Source organism: Chitinophagaceae bacterium C216 (assembly GCA_028485475.2).
In the GTDB taxonomy this organism is placed as follows: Bacteria; Bacteroidota; Bacteroidia; order Chitinophagales; family Chitinophagaceae; genus Niabella; species Niabella composti.
Genome location: CP144143.1, coordinates 2,781,647 through 2,796,876, shown reverse-complemented (window position 1 = coordinate 2,796,876; position 15,230 = coordinate 2,781,647). Strand labels below are relative to the sequence as shown.

12 protein-coding genes and 1 tRNA gene are annotated in these 15,230 nt (G+C 41.9%); 10 read left to right on the top strand and 3 right to left on the bottom strand.

The genetic code is table 11. The annotated features are described in order from the left end of the window. Positions 1 to 70 precede the first annotated feature (70 nt). From dxs to PIECOFPK_RS11965, 8 genes are all read left to right on the top strand, one after another. On the top strand, positions 71 to 1,996 hold the full coding sequence (dxs, locus tag PIECOFPK_RS12000) for a 1-deoxy-D-xylulose-5-phosphate synthase (RefSeq protein WP_409965996.1): 1,926 nt from the start codon (positions 71 to 73) through the stop codon (positions 1,994 to 1,996). Between the two features lie 136 nt (positions 1,997 to 2,132). Then, entirely contained in the window at positions 2,133 to 3,134 is a 1,002-nt protein-coding gene (trpS, locus tag PIECOFPK_RS11995) for a tryptophan--tRNA ligase (protein WP_330974051.1), read from the top strand. A gap of 89 nt (positions 3,135 to 3,223) precedes the next feature. Beyond that, positions 3,224 to 3,862 carry a deoxynucleoside kinase gene (locus PIECOFPK_RS11990; protein WP_330974052.1) on the top strand — a complete coding sequence of 213 codons (639 nt, stop codon included), beginning with the start codon at positions 3,224 to 3,226 and terminating at the stop codon, positions 3,860 to 3,862. Between the two features lie 158 nt (positions 3,863 to 4,020). Beyond that, positions 4,021 to 5,310: an aminopeptidase P family protein gene (locus PIECOFPK_RS11985; RefSeq protein WP_330974053.1), complete on the top strand. Its 1,290-nt coding sequence runs from the start codon at positions 4,021 to 4,023 to the stop codon at positions 5,308 to 5,310. 24 nt (positions 5,311 to 5,334) lie between these two features. Beyond that, positions 5,335 to 6,084 carry a CDP-alcohol phosphatidyltransferase family protein gene (locus tag PIECOFPK_RS11980; RefSeq protein ID WP_330974054.1) on the top strand — a complete coding sequence of 250 codons (750 nt, stop codon included), beginning with the start codon at positions 5,335 to 5,337 and terminating at the stop codon, positions 6,082 to 6,084. A 2-nt stretch (positions 6,085 to 6,086) separates the two neighbouring features. Then, the gene (gene purS, locus PIECOFPK_RS11975) at positions 6,087 to 6,335 is read left to right on the top strand and encodes a phosphoribosylformylglycinamidine synthase subunit PurS (protein ID WP_330974055.1); all 249 of its coding nucleotides are present in this window, start codon (positions 6,087 to 6,089) and stop codon (positions 6,333 to 6,335) included. Between the two features lie 67 nt (positions 6,336 to 6,402). Then, positions 6,403 to 7,074, top strand: coding sequence for a 16S rRNA (cytidine(1402)-2'-O)-methyltransferase (gene rsmI / locus PIECOFPK_RS11970; protein WP_330974056.1), 672 nt, complete (start codon positions 6,403 to 6,405; stop codon positions 7,072 to 7,074). A 96-nt stretch (positions 7,075 to 7,170) separates the two neighbouring features. After that, the gene (locus PIECOFPK_RS11965; RefSeq protein ID WP_330974057.1) at positions 7,171 to 9,018 is read left to right on the top strand and encodes a M1 family metallopeptidase; all 1,848 of its coding nucleotides are present in this window, start codon (positions 7,171 to 7,173) and stop codon (positions 9,016 to 9,018) included. Positions 9,019 to 9,087: 69 nt separating this feature from the next. On the opposite strand, the gene htpG is transcribed toward PIECOFPK_RS11965, so the two are convergent. The 3 genes from htpG to PIECOFPK_RS11950 form a co-directional block, all read right to left on the bottom strand. Next, positions 9,088 to 10,974 carry a molecular chaperone HtpG gene (htpG, locus tag PIECOFPK_RS11960; RefSeq protein WP_330974058.1) on the bottom strand — a complete coding sequence of 629 codons (1,887 nt, stop codon included), beginning with the start codon at positions 10,972 to 10,974 and terminating at the stop codon, positions 9,088 to 9,090. An 82-nt stretch (positions 10,975 to 11,056) separates the two neighbouring features. Further along, entirely contained in the window at positions 11,057 to 12,388 is a 1,332-nt protein-coding gene (locus tag PIECOFPK_RS11955; protein WP_330974059.1) for an MATE family efflux transporter, read from the bottom strand. A 69-nt stretch (positions 12,389 to 12,457) separates the two neighbouring features. Beyond that, a complete protein-coding gene (locus tag PIECOFPK_RS11950) occupies positions 12,458 to 13,642 on the bottom strand; it encodes a thiolase family protein (protein ID WP_409965995.1) in 1,185 nt (394 codons plus the stop codon). A gap of 127 nt (positions 13,643 to 13,769) precedes the next feature. On the opposite strand from PIECOFPK_RS11950, the gene PIECOFPK_RS11945 reads away from it, so the two are divergent. Next, complete coding sequence (locus tag PIECOFPK_RS11945) at positions 13,770 to 15,029, top strand: DUF1343 domain-containing protein (protein ID WP_330974061.1); 1,260 nt, start codon at positions 13,770 to 13,772, stop codon at positions 15,027 to 15,029. Positions 15,030 to 15,108: 79 nt separating this feature from the next. After that, positions 15,109 to 15,190, top strand: a tRNA-Leu gene (locus tag PIECOFPK_RS11940). The last annotated feature ends 40 nt before the right edge of the window (positions 15,191 to 15,230 follow it).

Here is a 15,230-nt window from a genome sequence, read left to right as displayed (position 1 = left end):
TTCTAGTTTTATAAATTAGAAAGAGAAATTTACCTATCAAAATACTTATTTTTGTCCAAATCTTTGTTGGATGACTATTACACCTGGACCCTTACTTCAATCTGTGAATAGTCCTGAGGATTTGAAAAAAATTCCACGGGAGAAGTTGCATGAGTTTTGTGAACAGCTGAGGCAATATATTATTGACGTTGTAAGTGTGCACGGCGGACATTTTGCCGCCAGCTTGGGTGTAGTAGAGCTTACCACTGCATTGCATTATGTATATAATGCTCCTTACGATCAGTTGGTTTGGGATGTAGGGCATCAAGCATATGGTCATAAAATCATTACTGGGCGCCGCGATCAGTTTGTTACTAACAGAAAATACAATGGTTTAAGCGGATTTCCCAAACGTTCTGAAAGTGAGTACGATGCTTTTGGTGTAGGGCATTCTTCCACCTCCATTTCCGCTGCGCTGGGTATGGCAATCGCTGCCAAGTATAAAGGGGAGGAGGATAGAAAAGTGGTTGCCATCATCGGTGATGGTTCCATGACCGCCGGTATGGCATTCGAGGCCATGAATCATGCAGGTGTCGCCAATACCAATTTGCTAATAATTCTCAACGATAATGGGATAGGCATTGATCCCAACGTGGGAGCGCTCAAAGAATATCTCACAGATATTACTACTTCACGTACCTACAATAAACTGAAAGACGATATATGGAATGCATTGGGCAAATTGCCCGTGGGTAATAAATTTACCCGCTCCATGATGCACAAACTGGCCGAAAGCGTAAAGGGGCTTGTGAACAGTAGTTCCAATCTTTTTGAAGCGCTTAAGATTCGATATTTTGGTCCGATCGACGGGCATAATATTACCAAACTTATTGATACTTTAAACGACCTGAAAGATATCCCAGGCCCTAAACTTCTGCACGTAATTACTACAAAGGGTAAAGGGTATGCCCTGGCCGAAAAAGATCAAACCAAATGGCATGCTCCAGGTACATTTGATAAGGTAACAGGAGAAATATATAAAAAGAAATTCGACACTCCTCAGCCACCTAAGTATCAGGATGTGTTTGGAAAAACCATCATTGAGCTAGCTAAACAGAACGATAAGATCTTTGCAGTAACGCCCGCCATGCCTTCGGGTTCTTCTCTTAAGTACATGATGGAGGAGATGCCAGATCGAGCATTCGATGTAGGTATATGCGAGCAGCATGCTGCTACGCTAAGTGCCGGCCTAGCAACTCAAGGGTTAAGGGTGTTCTGTCATATGTATTCTACCTTTATGCAGCGTGCATACGACCAGGTGGTGCATGATATAGCGATACAGAAGCTGCCTGTGGTACTTTGTATAGACCGCGCCGGACTGGTAGGGGATGACGGCCCTACCCATCACGGATGTTATGATATAGCCTATTTCCGTTGTATCCCTAATATGATCATCAGTGCTCCCATGAACGAAAGTGAGCTGCGAAATCTGATGTATACTGCACAACTGGAATCTACTCAAATGCCTTTTGTAATCAGATATCCCCGTGGTGAAGGTGTGATGCCCCAATGGCAAACCCCCATGCAAGAAGTTCCCATAGGGAAAGGTAGAAAACTCAAAGATGGAAGAGATATAGCGATCCTTTCTTTGGGACATCCCGGCAATTTTGCAGCTGCCGCCATTCGCGATGTAAAGCAGGATGGGATAGATCCCGCTCATTACGATATGCGTTTTGCTAAACCCCTCGATGAGGAACTACTTCATGAGGCATTGAGCAAATACGAAAAAATCATTACGGTAGAAGATGGAACTGTAGTGGGCGGATTTGGTAGTGCTGTGCTGGAGTTTATGGCCGCACACGGATACAAGAACGATATTCGCATCCTCGGAATTCCCGATAGAATCGTAGAACACGGTACGCCAAAAGAACTACATCATGAGTGCGGATACGATGCTGCAGGTATTGCGGATGCCATCAGACAGATGATGGATGTAAAAGTATCCTTAATGTCCTAATTAGCCACTAGTCTCGATTTCTTATTGCAATATTTACTTATAGGAAGCTGCCGAAGTTCCCAAAAGAAGGGTAGTGGAAGAAACTTATTGATTTTTCCATTTCCTGTTCTGCATTTTAAATTTATCTTCGCAGCCTATGAGTAACAAAGCAATAGTAGTAAGTGGTGTTCGACCAACCGGAAATCTGCACTTGGGAAATTATTTTGGTGCTCTGCGCAACTATGTGAAGATGCAGAATGAGTATGAATGCTTTTTCTTTATAGCCGATCTGCACTCTTTAACAACCCATCCCGACACAAAGGAACTAAGAGAAAATGTACTAAAAGTAGTGTCTGAATATCTGGCCTGTGGACTAGATCCTCAGAAAGTAACTCTTTATTGTCAGAGCGATGTGCCACAAACTACCGAGTTGTATTTATACTTAAATATGCTGGCATATAAAGGTGAGTTGGAAAAGACAACCACTTTTAAAGATAAAGTACGATTGCAGCCTCATAATGTCAATGCCGGTTTGCTTACTTATCCGGTATTGATGGCAGCTGATATTTTACTTCATCGCGCTAAACTGGTGCCTGTCGGAAAAGATCAGGAACAGCATCTGGAAATGACCCGCACTTTTGCCAACCGTTTTAATCACAGATATAGTGAGGTATTCCCAGAGCCGCAAGCATTTAATTTTGGTGAAGCTCTGTTGAAAGTACCCAGCTTGGATGGTTCGGGGAAAATGAGTAAAAGTGAGAACCAATATGCTACTATTTATCTTGCCGATGATGATGATCTGATCCGCAAAAAAATAATGAAGGCCAAAACCGACGCAGGTCCTACTGAACCCAATAGCCCTAAGCCGGATTACATTGAGAATCTCTTTGACTTGATGAAACTGGTGAGTAAAGAAGAAGTAATTCATAAATTTGAAGAAGACTATAACAACTGTGCCATCCGTTATGGTGATATGAAGAAGCAACTAGCGGAAGATATGGTACAGTATATTGCTCCGATTCGGCAGAAGGCTCAGGATATTCGTGATAATGAGGCGGAGCTGAATAGAATTCTTAGCTCAGGTGCAGAAAAGGCCGCAGAAAGTGCTGAACGCACTATGAAAGAAGTGCGAAAAGCCATGGGATTATTATATTTTTGATAAATAGCGATCGAATAAGCATAATCATTGCCGAACTTTAATGAAGTTATTTAAAGCTCGGACAATAAAGCATTAACCATCTTGTGAAAATGGCGAAATCAAAATCTAAACCCAAGCACATTGCTGTTGCCGGAAATATTGGGGCAGGAAAAACTACGCTTACCCAGATGCTGGCCAAACATTATAGGTGGATTCCTCATTTTGAAGATGTGGACCACAATCCCTATCTGATGGACTTCTATGAGGATATGCCCCGCTGGAGTTTTAACCTGCAGATCTACTTTTTGCATATCCGTTTAAAACAGTTGTTGGAAATCCAAAATGGCACCGAAACTGTTATACAGGATAGGACTATCTATGAAGATGCACATATCTTCGCTCCCAACCTCCACGAGATGGGATTGATGAGTAAACGCGATTATGATAACTATTTTGAGTTTTTCCAAACATTAAAGTCGATGGTAAAACCTCCCGATTTGATGATTTATCTGAGTGCTTCTGTGCCCACACTGGTGGGACAGATTCAGAAACGCGGCCGGGAGTATGAGGAAAACATTCGTCTAGATTATCTGAAAAGACTCAATGAGTATTACAACAAATGGGTAGCTTCCTATAAAGAAGGTCCGCTTTTGGTGATCGACGTAGACAAAAATAAGTTTGCCGAAAACGAAGAACACTTCGGTGAAATCATTACCAAGGTGGATTCAACCCTATATGGATTGTTCTAATCCGCCTAGCTACATCCGATAATCCAGTACATCGCTTAACCTATTGAGTCAGAATAGCATAGATTTAGTTGCTAACAATCTTAAAGAGCGACATTGCCATACGTGTATTTAAGGCTCCGGCTTTTTTGCCTATCTTTAGCGCCTCAAAAAATAGTTCGATGAAATATCTTCCGTTAGACCCTACTCTTTTTATTCAGAACCGTAAGCGGTTTGTGAGCAAGATGCAAAAAAACGCTATCGCTATTTTTGTGGCTAATGATGAAATGCCTCAAAATGCAGATGCCGTATATAAATACAAGCCTAATAGTACGCTTTATTGGCTCACTGGTGTTCGTCAGGAAGAGACTATGCTGATCCTGTATCCCGATAACCCCGATCCCAAGTATAAAGAAGTGCTGGTGCTGGTACGCCCTAATGAACTAAAGGAAAAATGGGACGGGAAAAGGTTGAGAAAGGAAGAAGCGCAGGCTATCAGCGGTATTAAAACCATTGTATGGCTGGATGCATTGCCCGCACTGTTTCAAAGCTGGATGCATGCTGCAGAGCATGTGTATTTAGATTCTAACGAGCATGATCGCAAAAGTGTCTGGACCGATACGGCACAGACCCGTTATATTAAGTATTTAAAAGAACGATATCCCTTACATCATTATTTGCGTGCAGCTCCTATAGTACAAGAATTGCGTGCCGTAAAGACTAAGCACGAAATAGAAGTGGTACAAAAGGCTATCGATATTACCGATAATACTTTCCGTCGATTATTGAAGTTTATCAAGCCTGGTGTATGGGAGTTCGAAATAGAAGCAGAAATTATGCACTCCTTCCTAAGCCAACGTGCTACCGGAGAAGCATATGGTAGTATCATCGCCAGTGGTGATAATGCTCGTGTATTGCATTATGTGTTTAACAATAATCAGTGTAAAGACGGTGAGCTGATATTAATGGATTTTGGTGCTGAATACGGTGGATATAATGCTGATTTAACCCGCACAGTACCTGTTAACGGTAAGTTTACGAAAAGACAAAAAGAAGTGTACAATGCCTGCCTAGCTGTCCATCGCTACTGTGCCAGTATTCTGAAACCGGGTATCACCATCGCCGAATATCACGAGAAGGTAGGTGATGAGCTTACCAAGCACTTTCTGAAATTGGGACTACTGACAAAGGCTGATGTGAAAAACGAAGACCCCGAAAACCGTGCTTATCGTCGCTATACTTATCATGGTATTTCGCATCATCTAGGGGTGGATGTGCATGACTTAGGGCCGTTCCGGACGCCGCTCAAACCCGGCATGCTCCTTACCATAGAACCCGGTATCTATATTGAGGAAGAGCAAATGGGCATTCGTATTGAGAATAACTATTGGCTTACTAAGAACGGTAATATAGACTTGATGAAGAATATTCCCATTGAGGCTGATGATATCGAAAGACTGATGAAGCGGTAAAGGGCATTAGTTAATAAAGTCAATATGAAACAGCTCCCCAATTTCTTTACGTTACTAAATCTGGTTTTTGGCTGTGTGGCTATCATCTATATTTTTAAAGACGGTGATAGCTTGCTTTTTAGCAATAAACCGGGCGATTTTTCTTTTGGCCTTATGATTGGAGGAGTGTATATATTTTTAGCAGCAGTGGTGGACTTCCTTGACGGATTTATAGCGAGACTAATGCATGCCAGTTCCGAGATGGGCGCACAGTTAGATTCGTTGTGCGATGCGGTAACTTTTGGTGTAGCTCCCGGAATGATTATGTATCGATTATTGGAACTTGCACTGAGCAGAAATGGAATGGCTCCTGATAATATAGGCTATTTGTTGCCGGCGTTATTAATCCCTTGTTGTGCAGTATGGCGTCTAGCCAAATTTAATCTCGATAAGGAACAAACCTATTATTTCAAAGGGGTACCTTCGCCTGCTGCAGGTCTTACCATAGCTTCCTTGCCATTCATTGTTGGGGGTGATAACTCATTCTGGGAGGGGGTTGTTTTGAATCCATATGTTTTATATGGTATCACTGTGGTGGTATCGCTGCTGATGGTAGTGAATCTTCCTTTAATCAGCCTAAAGTTTAAAAATTTCAGTGTTAAAAGCAATATTGAGAAATTCATTTTATTACTAATAGGTATTGTAGCCATCATTTTTTTAAGATGGGCGGCGGTGCCTGTTATTTTTGTGAGCTACGTTCTCGTATCTTTGATTTTTAAGCCAGGTAAAATTTAGTTATGAGTTATACAGTACAAGTGATTATCATGCCTCTAAAAGAGTTATTAGATCCGCAGGGTAAAGCTGTAAAAGGCGGATTGGAAAATTTAGGTTTAAAGAACGTAGAAGACGTACGAGTTGGCAAGAATATTATTCTGCAGGTAGATGCAGAAAGTGAAGAAGCCGCCAAAACCGTTGGAGAGGAGGCTGCCAAGAAACTATTGGCCAATGCTGTAATGGAATACTACGAAGTAAACGTATTAAAATAGTATAAGTGGCTTTTGCCTGGGCCGATAAATGTGAGTACTAATCGTTGTTCATCAATTTCACTAGCTGATGTTATATCTTATTCCTACTCCTATTGGTAATCTGAAGGACATTACTTTAAGAGCCTTGGAGTTACTAAAGGAGGTGGATGTGATATTGGCTGAAGATACGCGTACCACCTCACATCTTTTAAATCATTACCAGATATCTAAACCACTTACGCCTTATCACCAGCATAATGAGCACAAAATAGTTGATCATCTGGTACAGCAATTGGCGGCGGGCAAAAAAATGGCATTGGTTACGGACGCTGGTACACCGGGCATTTCAGACCCCGCATTCTTGCTCGTACGTGCCTGCGTTCGTAATGAAATAAAGGTAGAAAGTTTACCCGGCCCTACTGCATTCGTGCCCGCCCTAGTAAATAGTGGACTACCTACTAACAGGTTTTCTTTTGAAGGATTTCTGCCACTTAAGAAAGGTCGTCATACCTTGTTGGAAAAGCTGAAAACCGAAGAACGTACCATGGTATTCTATGAATCGCCCATGCGATTACTTAGAACGCTCAGAGATTTTATCCAATATTTTGGAGGGGAGCGCCCCTGTAGTGTGAGCAGAGAGTTAACTAAGATGTTTGAAGAAACGCAAAGAGGAACTTTACAGGAAGTGGCTGACTACTTCAGTAAGAAAACAGTGAAAGGTGAAATCGTTATCGTTGTGGGAGGATATGAGAAATCTTAACTAAATAATATTTATTTTTAAAGGTATAAGATTGCGGTTGGGCCGCTACTGAAATTGCTCTTCAAGAATTAAGGATCCCCACAAATACTTATTTATATGACAAGAAAAAATACATTGCTTTTTCTGTTATCCTTGGGAACAGTTTTATCTCTTTCAGCTCAAAGTAATTACTGGCAGCAGCGTGTTCATTATGTAATGGATATAGACATGAATGTGCAAACGAATCGCTTTTCCGGTAAGCAAAAGCTGGAATATTGGAACAACTCACCCGATACTTTAAAACAAGTATTCTATCATCTGTACTGGAATGCTTTTCAGCCCGGTAGTATGATGGATGTGCGCAGTCAACGTCAGGGTAAGATATTAGTGAACAATCGTCCTGATTGGGATACCCGCGTGAGAGACCGTATTGCCAACCTCAAACCTGACGAAATCGGATATCAGAAAATACTTTCATTAAAAATGAACGGTGTACCTCAGCAATACGAAGTGCACGAAACCATATTAAAGGTAAACCTGAGCAAACCTATTTTGCCAAAGCAGAAAGTGGTTTTCGATATGGAATTTGAAGCGCAGGTGCCTTTACAGATTCGCCGAAGCGGTCGTGATAATCCCACTACTAAAGTGCGCTATTCCATGAGTCAATGGTATCCGCGTATTTGCGCCTATGATCGTGAGGGATGGCATCCTACTCCTTATGTGGGTAGAGAGTTTTATGGTCCTTTTGGAACATTTGACGTAAATATCACCATCGATAAAAATTACATTTTAGGCGGTACCGGCTATCTTACCAACGCCCAGCAGATAGGATACGGATACGAAGCTTCGGGGACCAAAGTCGTACGGCCCGCAGGCGACAAGCTAACATGGAAATTTACAGCATCTAATGTGCATGATTTTATGTGGGCAGCAGATCCCGAGTTTGTTCATAAAACAAGAGTTCTTAAAGAGGGCATTACACTACGCTTACTTTACAAGCCGGCAGGTAAAGATCCTAAGGAGTGGGAAGCAATCTTGGATAAAGCAGAAAAAGCTTATCCTTATATAGCTAAACATTTTGGCGCTTATCCGTATAAACAATATTCTTTTATCACTGGAGGTGATGGAGGTATGGAATATCCAATGGCTACATTATTGGCAAGCCCCGGAGCTTGGTTGCACGAGTGGATGCATAGCTGGTATCAGGGCGTGCTAGCTACCAATGAAAGTCTTTACGCCTGGATGGACGAGGGATTCACTTCTTATGCAGACGATAGGGTAGAGGCTTGGCTAAATGGAGATACAAGCGCTAGGCGCGTACCGGACTATTATAGAAGTTATTACTTTATTGTGAGAAGCGGTCTAGAGGAACCTCTTACTACCCATGCAGATCATTTCAATACCAATGCGGCGTATAGTGTGGCCAGCTATTCTAAAGGTGCTGTATTTCTTGAGCAGCTCGGTTATATTGTAGGTGCCTCTGTACGGGACCAGATTTTACTGGATTATTATAATAAATGGAAGTTTAAACACCCCGATGTCAACGATTTTATTCATGTGGCTGAACAGAGAAGTGGCCTGAAACTGGACTGGTACAAACAAAAATGGGTGCAAACAACCCAAACTATCGATTATGGTATTGATAGCGTGTGGGAAGAAAATAATAAAGTTCAAATTCGTCTACGCAATCATGGATTCATACCCATGCCGATTGATTTAGTGATAACTTCTAAGCAGGGAAGCAAAGAACTTCATTATATTCCGATGAATTTGATGTTTGGAGCCAAGCCTGTTGAGGATGCTTCTATTCCTAGAAAATTGTATCCGGCATGGCGCTGGACCGATGCTACATATACTGTAAGTACCGATTTAAAACTTTCGGATATAGCAAGGATAGAGATTGATCCTTCTCAAAGAATGGCTGATATCGAAAGAAAAAACAATGTGCTAGATTATACCAGATAGTTAGAAATGATTGACAGTAAAAACGCCGGCTTATACACCGGCGTTTTTTATTTAGGAGTAATATTGGGTTTAAATCATCTTCACGCTTCTTTCTACAAAGGCGGTTAAATCAGGGCCTGTAAGCATGCCCTGCGCCAGCAGTGCCAGATCAAAAGCTTGTTGTGCCAACGCTGCTTGTTTTTCCTTACTACTTTCGGATAGAATTTTTGTGGCCAAAGGATGGTTAGCGTTTACAGTTACTTTGTAGTGATCCGGCAAGGTGCTATAAAAGTCCATATTGCCTCCTAGAGCAGCCATATCTTTCATACGACGTGTATATTCATCGATAGTGATGGTAACCGGTAAAGCATCAGCAGCGAGATTTTCCACACTGATTTCCATATTGGGTTTTGTAATGGCACTTTTGTATAGTTCCTCCAGTTGCTTAGTTTGTTCCTCACTGAGGCTGCTTTCAATCTTTTCGTCTTTGTCAATCAATTTTTCGATAGTGTCCGCATCTACTCGTTTGATATAGGTTTTTTCTAGTTCCCGTTCCAGGTGACTAATAAAGTGGTTGTCTACTGGCCCGTCGAGCAACAAAACATCATAGCCTTTTTTATCAGCGGCATTGGTATATGCATGTTGCTTTTCTGGATTCGTAGCATATAGGTATACAATATTATTGTTTTTGTCGGTCTGTTGCGGAGCTACTTTATCCCGATATTCGTTCAGAGTAAAGAATTCTTTTTTGATATTACTCAACAGCACAAAGTCTTTCGCGCGCTCCCAGAATTTAGGTTCACTAATAGCACCGTATTTTACAAATAAACCAATATCGCTCCATTTTTCTTCGTAAGCTTTTCGATCATTTTTAAATAACTCCGCCAATTTATCGGCTACTTTTCGAGTAATGTAGGTATTAATCTTTTTTACATTGCTATCCGCCTGAAGGAAAGATCGCGATACGTTTAATGGAATGTCCGGTGAGTCAATTACACCGTGCAACAACATCAGAAACTCTGGTACGATATCCTTCACATCGTCGGTAATAAATACCTGACGGCTGAAGAGCCTTATTTTATTGCGCTGTAGTTCAAAATTGTTTTTGATTTTCGGGAAATATAGTACACCTGTTAGATTGAATGGATAGTCTACATTCAGATGAATCCAGAATAATGGATCATCGGAAAATGGATATAACTCTTTATAAAAAGCTAAATAATCTTCATCTTTCAATTCGGTAGGAGCTTTGGTCCAAATAGGCTGTACGGTATTGATGATATTTGGAACTTCTACTTCTTTATATTTGGGTTTGCCTTCTTCATCTTCGCCATCGCGTTGGGTTTCGGTTCTGGTACCAAACTGTACGGGCACCGGAAGGAATTTGGCATACTTATCCAAAATTTCCTGAATCTTGTATTCTTCCAGAAACTCCTTGTTTTCTTCGTTGATATAAAGGATAACATCTGTACCTCGTTCAGAACGATTGCCAGCGTCCATTTCAAAATTGGTGCTGCCATCACAAACCCATTTAGCAGGTTCGGCTCCGGGCTGATAACTAAGGGTTTGAATTTCTACTTTATCCGCCACCATAAAGGCTGAATAGAAACCCAGTCCGAACTGTCCAATAATTTCATGGGCGTCTTTCGCTTCCTTATATTTTTCCAGAAACTCAGAGGCTCCGGAGAAAGCTACCTGATTGATGTATTTTTTTATTTCATCGGCAGTCATGCCTATACCATTATCCGAGATAGTAATGGTTTTGGCTTTAGCGTCTACTTTTACCTGTACTAACGGTTCTCCTAATTCGCCGTGAAACTGGCCTAGGGATACCAGTCTTTTAGCTTTTTGTATAGCGTCTACGGCATTTGAAACCAGTTCACGCAGAAAAATTTCATGATCGCTGTATAAAAACTTTTTAATGATGGGAAATATGTTCTCGGTATGTATAGAAATGGTTCCTTTCTCTTGTGCCATATTGAAAATTTTTATCAGGTATTATCAAATTTAATACCGCTACAATATCAAGGTCAGAATGTCATACCGAAATGCAAAATTTTCACCCCCGCCTGATTTTCTTCAAAAATCGCAACGTTAGGAATATGGCAGAAAAGCTAAGCCCGCTAATAAATCCGAGCCAGATACCTTTTTCTTTCCATCCGAAAGTAAAGGCCATGAGGTACCCCAATGGGATACCCAATATCCAGTAAGCAATAAATATAAAAATAGTAGGAACGTTCACGTCTTTAATGCCTCTACAGAGGCCGGCACTGGTAGCTTGTACCGCATCTGGAATCTGAAAAATAGCAGCCAGAAGTAATAGTGTAGCGGCTATATTGGTTACATGCGCTTCGTCGTTAAACAAAAATGGCAATTGGTTTCTAAAAAGCATAAACAGCGCACAACATATGGAACCATAAATGCAAGCCATGGCAATGGTACTTTTACCTATTATGGTTATCCGCTTGTAGTTAAGGGTACCATAAGCATGGCTTACTCTTATGGAGCCGGCCTGGGATAGTCCCACGGAAACCATAAAAGCAAATGAGGCACAGCTTAGCGCAATCTGATGCGCTGCTTGCTCTGCAGCCCCGATTGTACCTACAATAATTCCTGAACCGGCAAAGGCACCGGCTTCCATCCCTATTTGCAAGCTGCTAGGAATACCTATTTTCAATAATTGTTTTAAGGTGCTTCGTTTTAGGTACCATTGACTACGCGCAATAGCAATGTATTTTCTGAATATTTTATGTCTTAAAATAACAATAGCTAAAACAATGAAGATTGTGGTACGTGTAACGAGTGTGGCGTAACCTGCACCTATTAGTTCCATTCGAGGGAAGCCCCAGTTTCCGTAGATCAGCAACCAGTTGAGAAAAACATTTATCGGAATGGCTGCTATAGATAAGACCATGGCGGTTTTGGTGTATTGTAGTCCGTCAGTAAACTGTTTGAGCGTCATAAATAGCACCATGGGCACGATAGAAATGCTCATTAAGGTCATGAATGGCATTGCCAATGTCACAACCTCGGGGTCTTGTTTCAGGTGTAATAGGATATCTCGGTTAAATAATAATAGTGCCGAAATGAGGACACCACAAAACGCGCACAGCCAAAAACCATTATAGAAATAGTGAGATACTAAAGGTTTGTCGAATTTGCCGTGAGCCAGTGATACCATTTGTGCTACCGATATGGTTATACCAATGGCAAAGATGAAAGGTATGTTGATGACATTTAATACCAGTGCCGCAGCTGCCAATTGTTTATAACCGGTATAGCCGATCATGGCTGTATCGATGAGATGCAGACTCATCTGTGCCAGCTCACCGAATATTATCGGCAGTGCCAGTCGTAAGGTATTTCTGGCTTCTGTTTTATATGGACTCATAGAAGATTTTCGAGAAAGTAGGAATAACGTATAATGGCGGTAAATGTTTAAAACAATTCTCCGAAATTATCAAAGGGCTTCAATAACCATAGCGCTTGCTCCGCCCCCGCCATTACAGATTCCTGCGGCTCCATAACGTGCATGCCGCTGATGTAATATATGAATCAGTGTAACAATAATGCGGGCGCCGCTAGCTCCTAGAGGATGTCCCAAGGATACGGCTCCGCCATTTACGTTTACACGTGTAGGGTCAAGTCCCATTTGACGAATGTTGGCCACACCAACGACGCTAAAAGCTTCATTGAGTTCCCAGTAATGGATGTCTTCCATTTTAAGTCCGGCTTTGGCTACAGCTTTTGGTACGGCTAAGGAAGGGCTGGTGGTGAACCACTCGGGTGCCTGTTCTGCATCGGCGTAGGACACAATGCGGGCAAGGGGTTTAAGGCCAAGATCGTCCAGTTTTTGTTTACTACACAAAATTAGTGCGGCTGCACCATCGTTCATTGTACTGGCATTGGCAGCTGTTACGGTGCCGTCTTTTTTAAAGGACGGATTGAGAAGAGGGATTTTTTCAAATTTTACATTAAAGGGTTCTTCATCTTTTGTTACGAGTATTGGGTCTCCTTTGCGCTGCGGAACAGATACTGGAATGACTTCTGCATTAAAACGTCCTTCATTCCAGGCGGCCTGACTGCGCTTATAGCTTTCGATAGCAAATGCATCCTGGTCTTCGCGAGAGATATTGCATTCACTGGCACAAAGTTCGGCGGCTATTCCCATGGCCTGACCATTGTATACATCCAGTAATCCATCTTTGGCCAGCCCGTCTATCAGGGAAGTATCGCCGTATTTATTCCCCCACCGCATATTGGGTACATAAAAAGGAACATTGCTCATACTTTCCATACCTCCTGCAACTACAATGTCCGCGTCTCCTAGCAAAATGCTCTGCGCTGCTTGGGTAATGGCTTTCATTCCGCTGGCACATACTTTATTGACTGTAGTACAGTTGACTTTATCCGGAAGGCCGGCAAACTTTGCGGCTTGTCTTGCAGGGGCCTGTCCTAGATTGGCTTGTATAACACATCCCATTAATACATCATCTACCTGTTCGGGCTGGATACCTGCTTTTTCTAGTGCTCCCTTAATGGCGTGGGCACCCAACTGTGTAGCGGAGAGGTCTTTGAGTGTCCCGCCAAAGCTTCCTATTGGAGTACGTACAGCAGCGAGTATGTAAACAGCGTTGTTGCTCATAGATTATTCTTTAATACAAATGTAACTTTCTTTGGGCTTACGGAGAGACTTAAAGAATCGTTGCTTTTATCAAGACTTACCCCCAGTTATACGGACTTTTAAGTATTTTAGCATAAAACCAAGTGACATGAAAAATATTACTACTGTAAAAGTTCTTTCGGTGCTCTGCATTGTGACATTATCGGTGTTTATACTGAGTTTTAAAAATAAAAGAAGTAACGTGAGTGTGCCGGCAAGTAGTAATACCGTGTCAGAAGATAAACCCATACGAACAGGTGCGGAGCAAACAGAAAAGTATGTAGACTATCTAAGGGGTAAGCGGGTAGCGATAATGGCTAATCCCACCACTATCATCGGGAATAAACATCTGGTTGATAGTTTGCTTTCTCTGGGAATCAATATTGTAAAAGTGTTTGGTCCGGAGCATGGCTTCAGAGGCAATGCCAGTGCAGGTGTGAAAGTGAAGGATGAAGTAGATTCCGCTACCGGAATCCCAATTATCTCTCTATATGGGCCTCGCAATAAACCCACTAAAGAAGATATGGCTAACGTGGATGTGTTGATTTATGACCTTCAGGATGTAGGCGTGCGTTTTTATACCAATATTAATGCTTTGGCAAGATTGATGGAAGCGTGTGCGGAGAATGATAAGGAAATGTTGATTCTGGACAGACCCAACCCCAATGGATATTTGATTGATGGGCCCGTGTTAGATATGAAGTATAAATCGGGCATTGGTATGTTTCCCATACCGATTGCGCATGGCTTGACAGTAGCTGAGTTTGCACAAATGGTTAATGGAGAAGGATGGCTGGCAAATAAAGTAAAATGCAAGCTGAAAATAGTACCGGTAGAGAATTATCATCACGACATGCCTTATACATTGCCCGTAAAACCTTCGCCCAACCTGAATACACAACAAGCCATTATGCTGTACCCATCTACCTGCCTCTTTGAGGGCATTTATATTAATCATGGCAGAGGTACCATGTTCCCTTTTACGGTGCTGGGAAGTCCTGAACTAAAGGGTAAATACACTTTCTCTTACACGCCGGTATCGATAAAAGGCATGGCAGAAACTCCTTTGTTTATGAATCAGGTATGCTATGGTTTGGATTTGCGCAATTATGATGTGGAGCAACTGCGTAAGAGCAGAAAGATCAATATTCAGTGGGTGATGGAATTGTACAAAGCGCATCCTTATAAAGAGAAGTTTTTTGATTCCAAACTGAGCAAAGAAATGGGCGTGATTGAGCGACTAGTGGGCACAGGCGATTTTCGTCAGCAAATTATTAACGGTACACCCGAAGAAGAAATACGAGCAAGCTGGGAGCCGGGCCTAAGTCAGTACAAGGAAATGCGAAAAAAATACCTACTGTATCCGTAAGGAAATTTTTTAAAACATTCTTTTAGGAAATTCAAAATTTGATTTTTTTTTCTTAGGTTTGCGGCCCAATTCACGGGTAGCCCAGGTGGCGAAATTGGTAGACGCACCGTCTTCAGGTGGCGGCGCCGCGAGGTGTGCTGGTTCGAATCCAGTCCTGGGCACAAAAAGTCTCAGAATCTTCCTGGGACTTTTTTTTATTAC

Excerpts from the sequence above, each read along its gene's own strand:
- PIECOFPK_RS11945 (WP_330974061.1), top strand. The coding sequence starts at position 13,770 with ATGAAAAATATTACTACTGTAAAAGTTCTTTCGGTGCTCTGCATTGTG.
- PIECOFPK_RS11990 (WP_330974052.1), top strand. The coding sequence starts at position 3,224 with ATGGCGAAATCAAAATCTAAACCCAAGCACATTGCTGTTGCCGGAAAT.
- PIECOFPK_RS11980 (WP_330974054.1), top strand. The coding sequence starts at position 5,335 with ATGAAACAGCTCCCCAATTTCTTTACGTTACTAAATCTGGTTTTTGGC.
- rsmI (WP_330974056.1), top strand. The coding sequence starts at position 6,403 with ATGTTATATCTTATTCCTACTCCTATTGGTAATCTGAAGGACATTACT.
- PIECOFPK_RS11985 (WP_330974053.1), top strand. The coding sequence starts at position 4,021 with ATGAAATATCTTCCGTTAGACCCTACTCTTTTTATTCAGAACCGTAAG.
- dxs (WP_409965996.1), top strand. The coding sequence starts at position 71 with ATGACTATTACACCTGGACCCTTACTTCAATCTGTGAATAGTCCTGAG.
- PIECOFPK_RS11950 (WP_409965995.1), bottom strand. The coding sequence starts at position 13,642 with ATGAGCAACAACGCTGTTTACATACTCGCTGCTGTACGTACTCCAATA.
- trpS (WP_330974051.1), top strand. The coding sequence starts at position 2,133 with ATGAGTAACAAAGCAATAGTAGTAAGTGGTGTTCGACCAACCGGAAAT.
- htpG (WP_330974058.1), bottom strand. The coding sequence starts at position 10,974 with ATGGCACAAGAGAAAGGAACCATTTCTATACATACCGAGAACATATTT.
- PIECOFPK_RS11965 (WP_330974057.1), top strand. The coding sequence starts at position 7,171 with ATGACAAGAAAAAATACATTGCTTTTTCTGTTATCCTTGGGAACAGTT.
- PIECOFPK_RS11955 (WP_330974059.1), bottom strand. The coding sequence starts at position 12,388 with ATGAGTCCATATAAAACAGAAGCCAGAAATACCTTACGACTGGCACTG.
- purS (WP_330974055.1), top strand. The coding sequence starts at position 6,087 with ATGAGTTATACAGTACAAGTGATTATCATGCCTCTAAAAGAGTTATTA.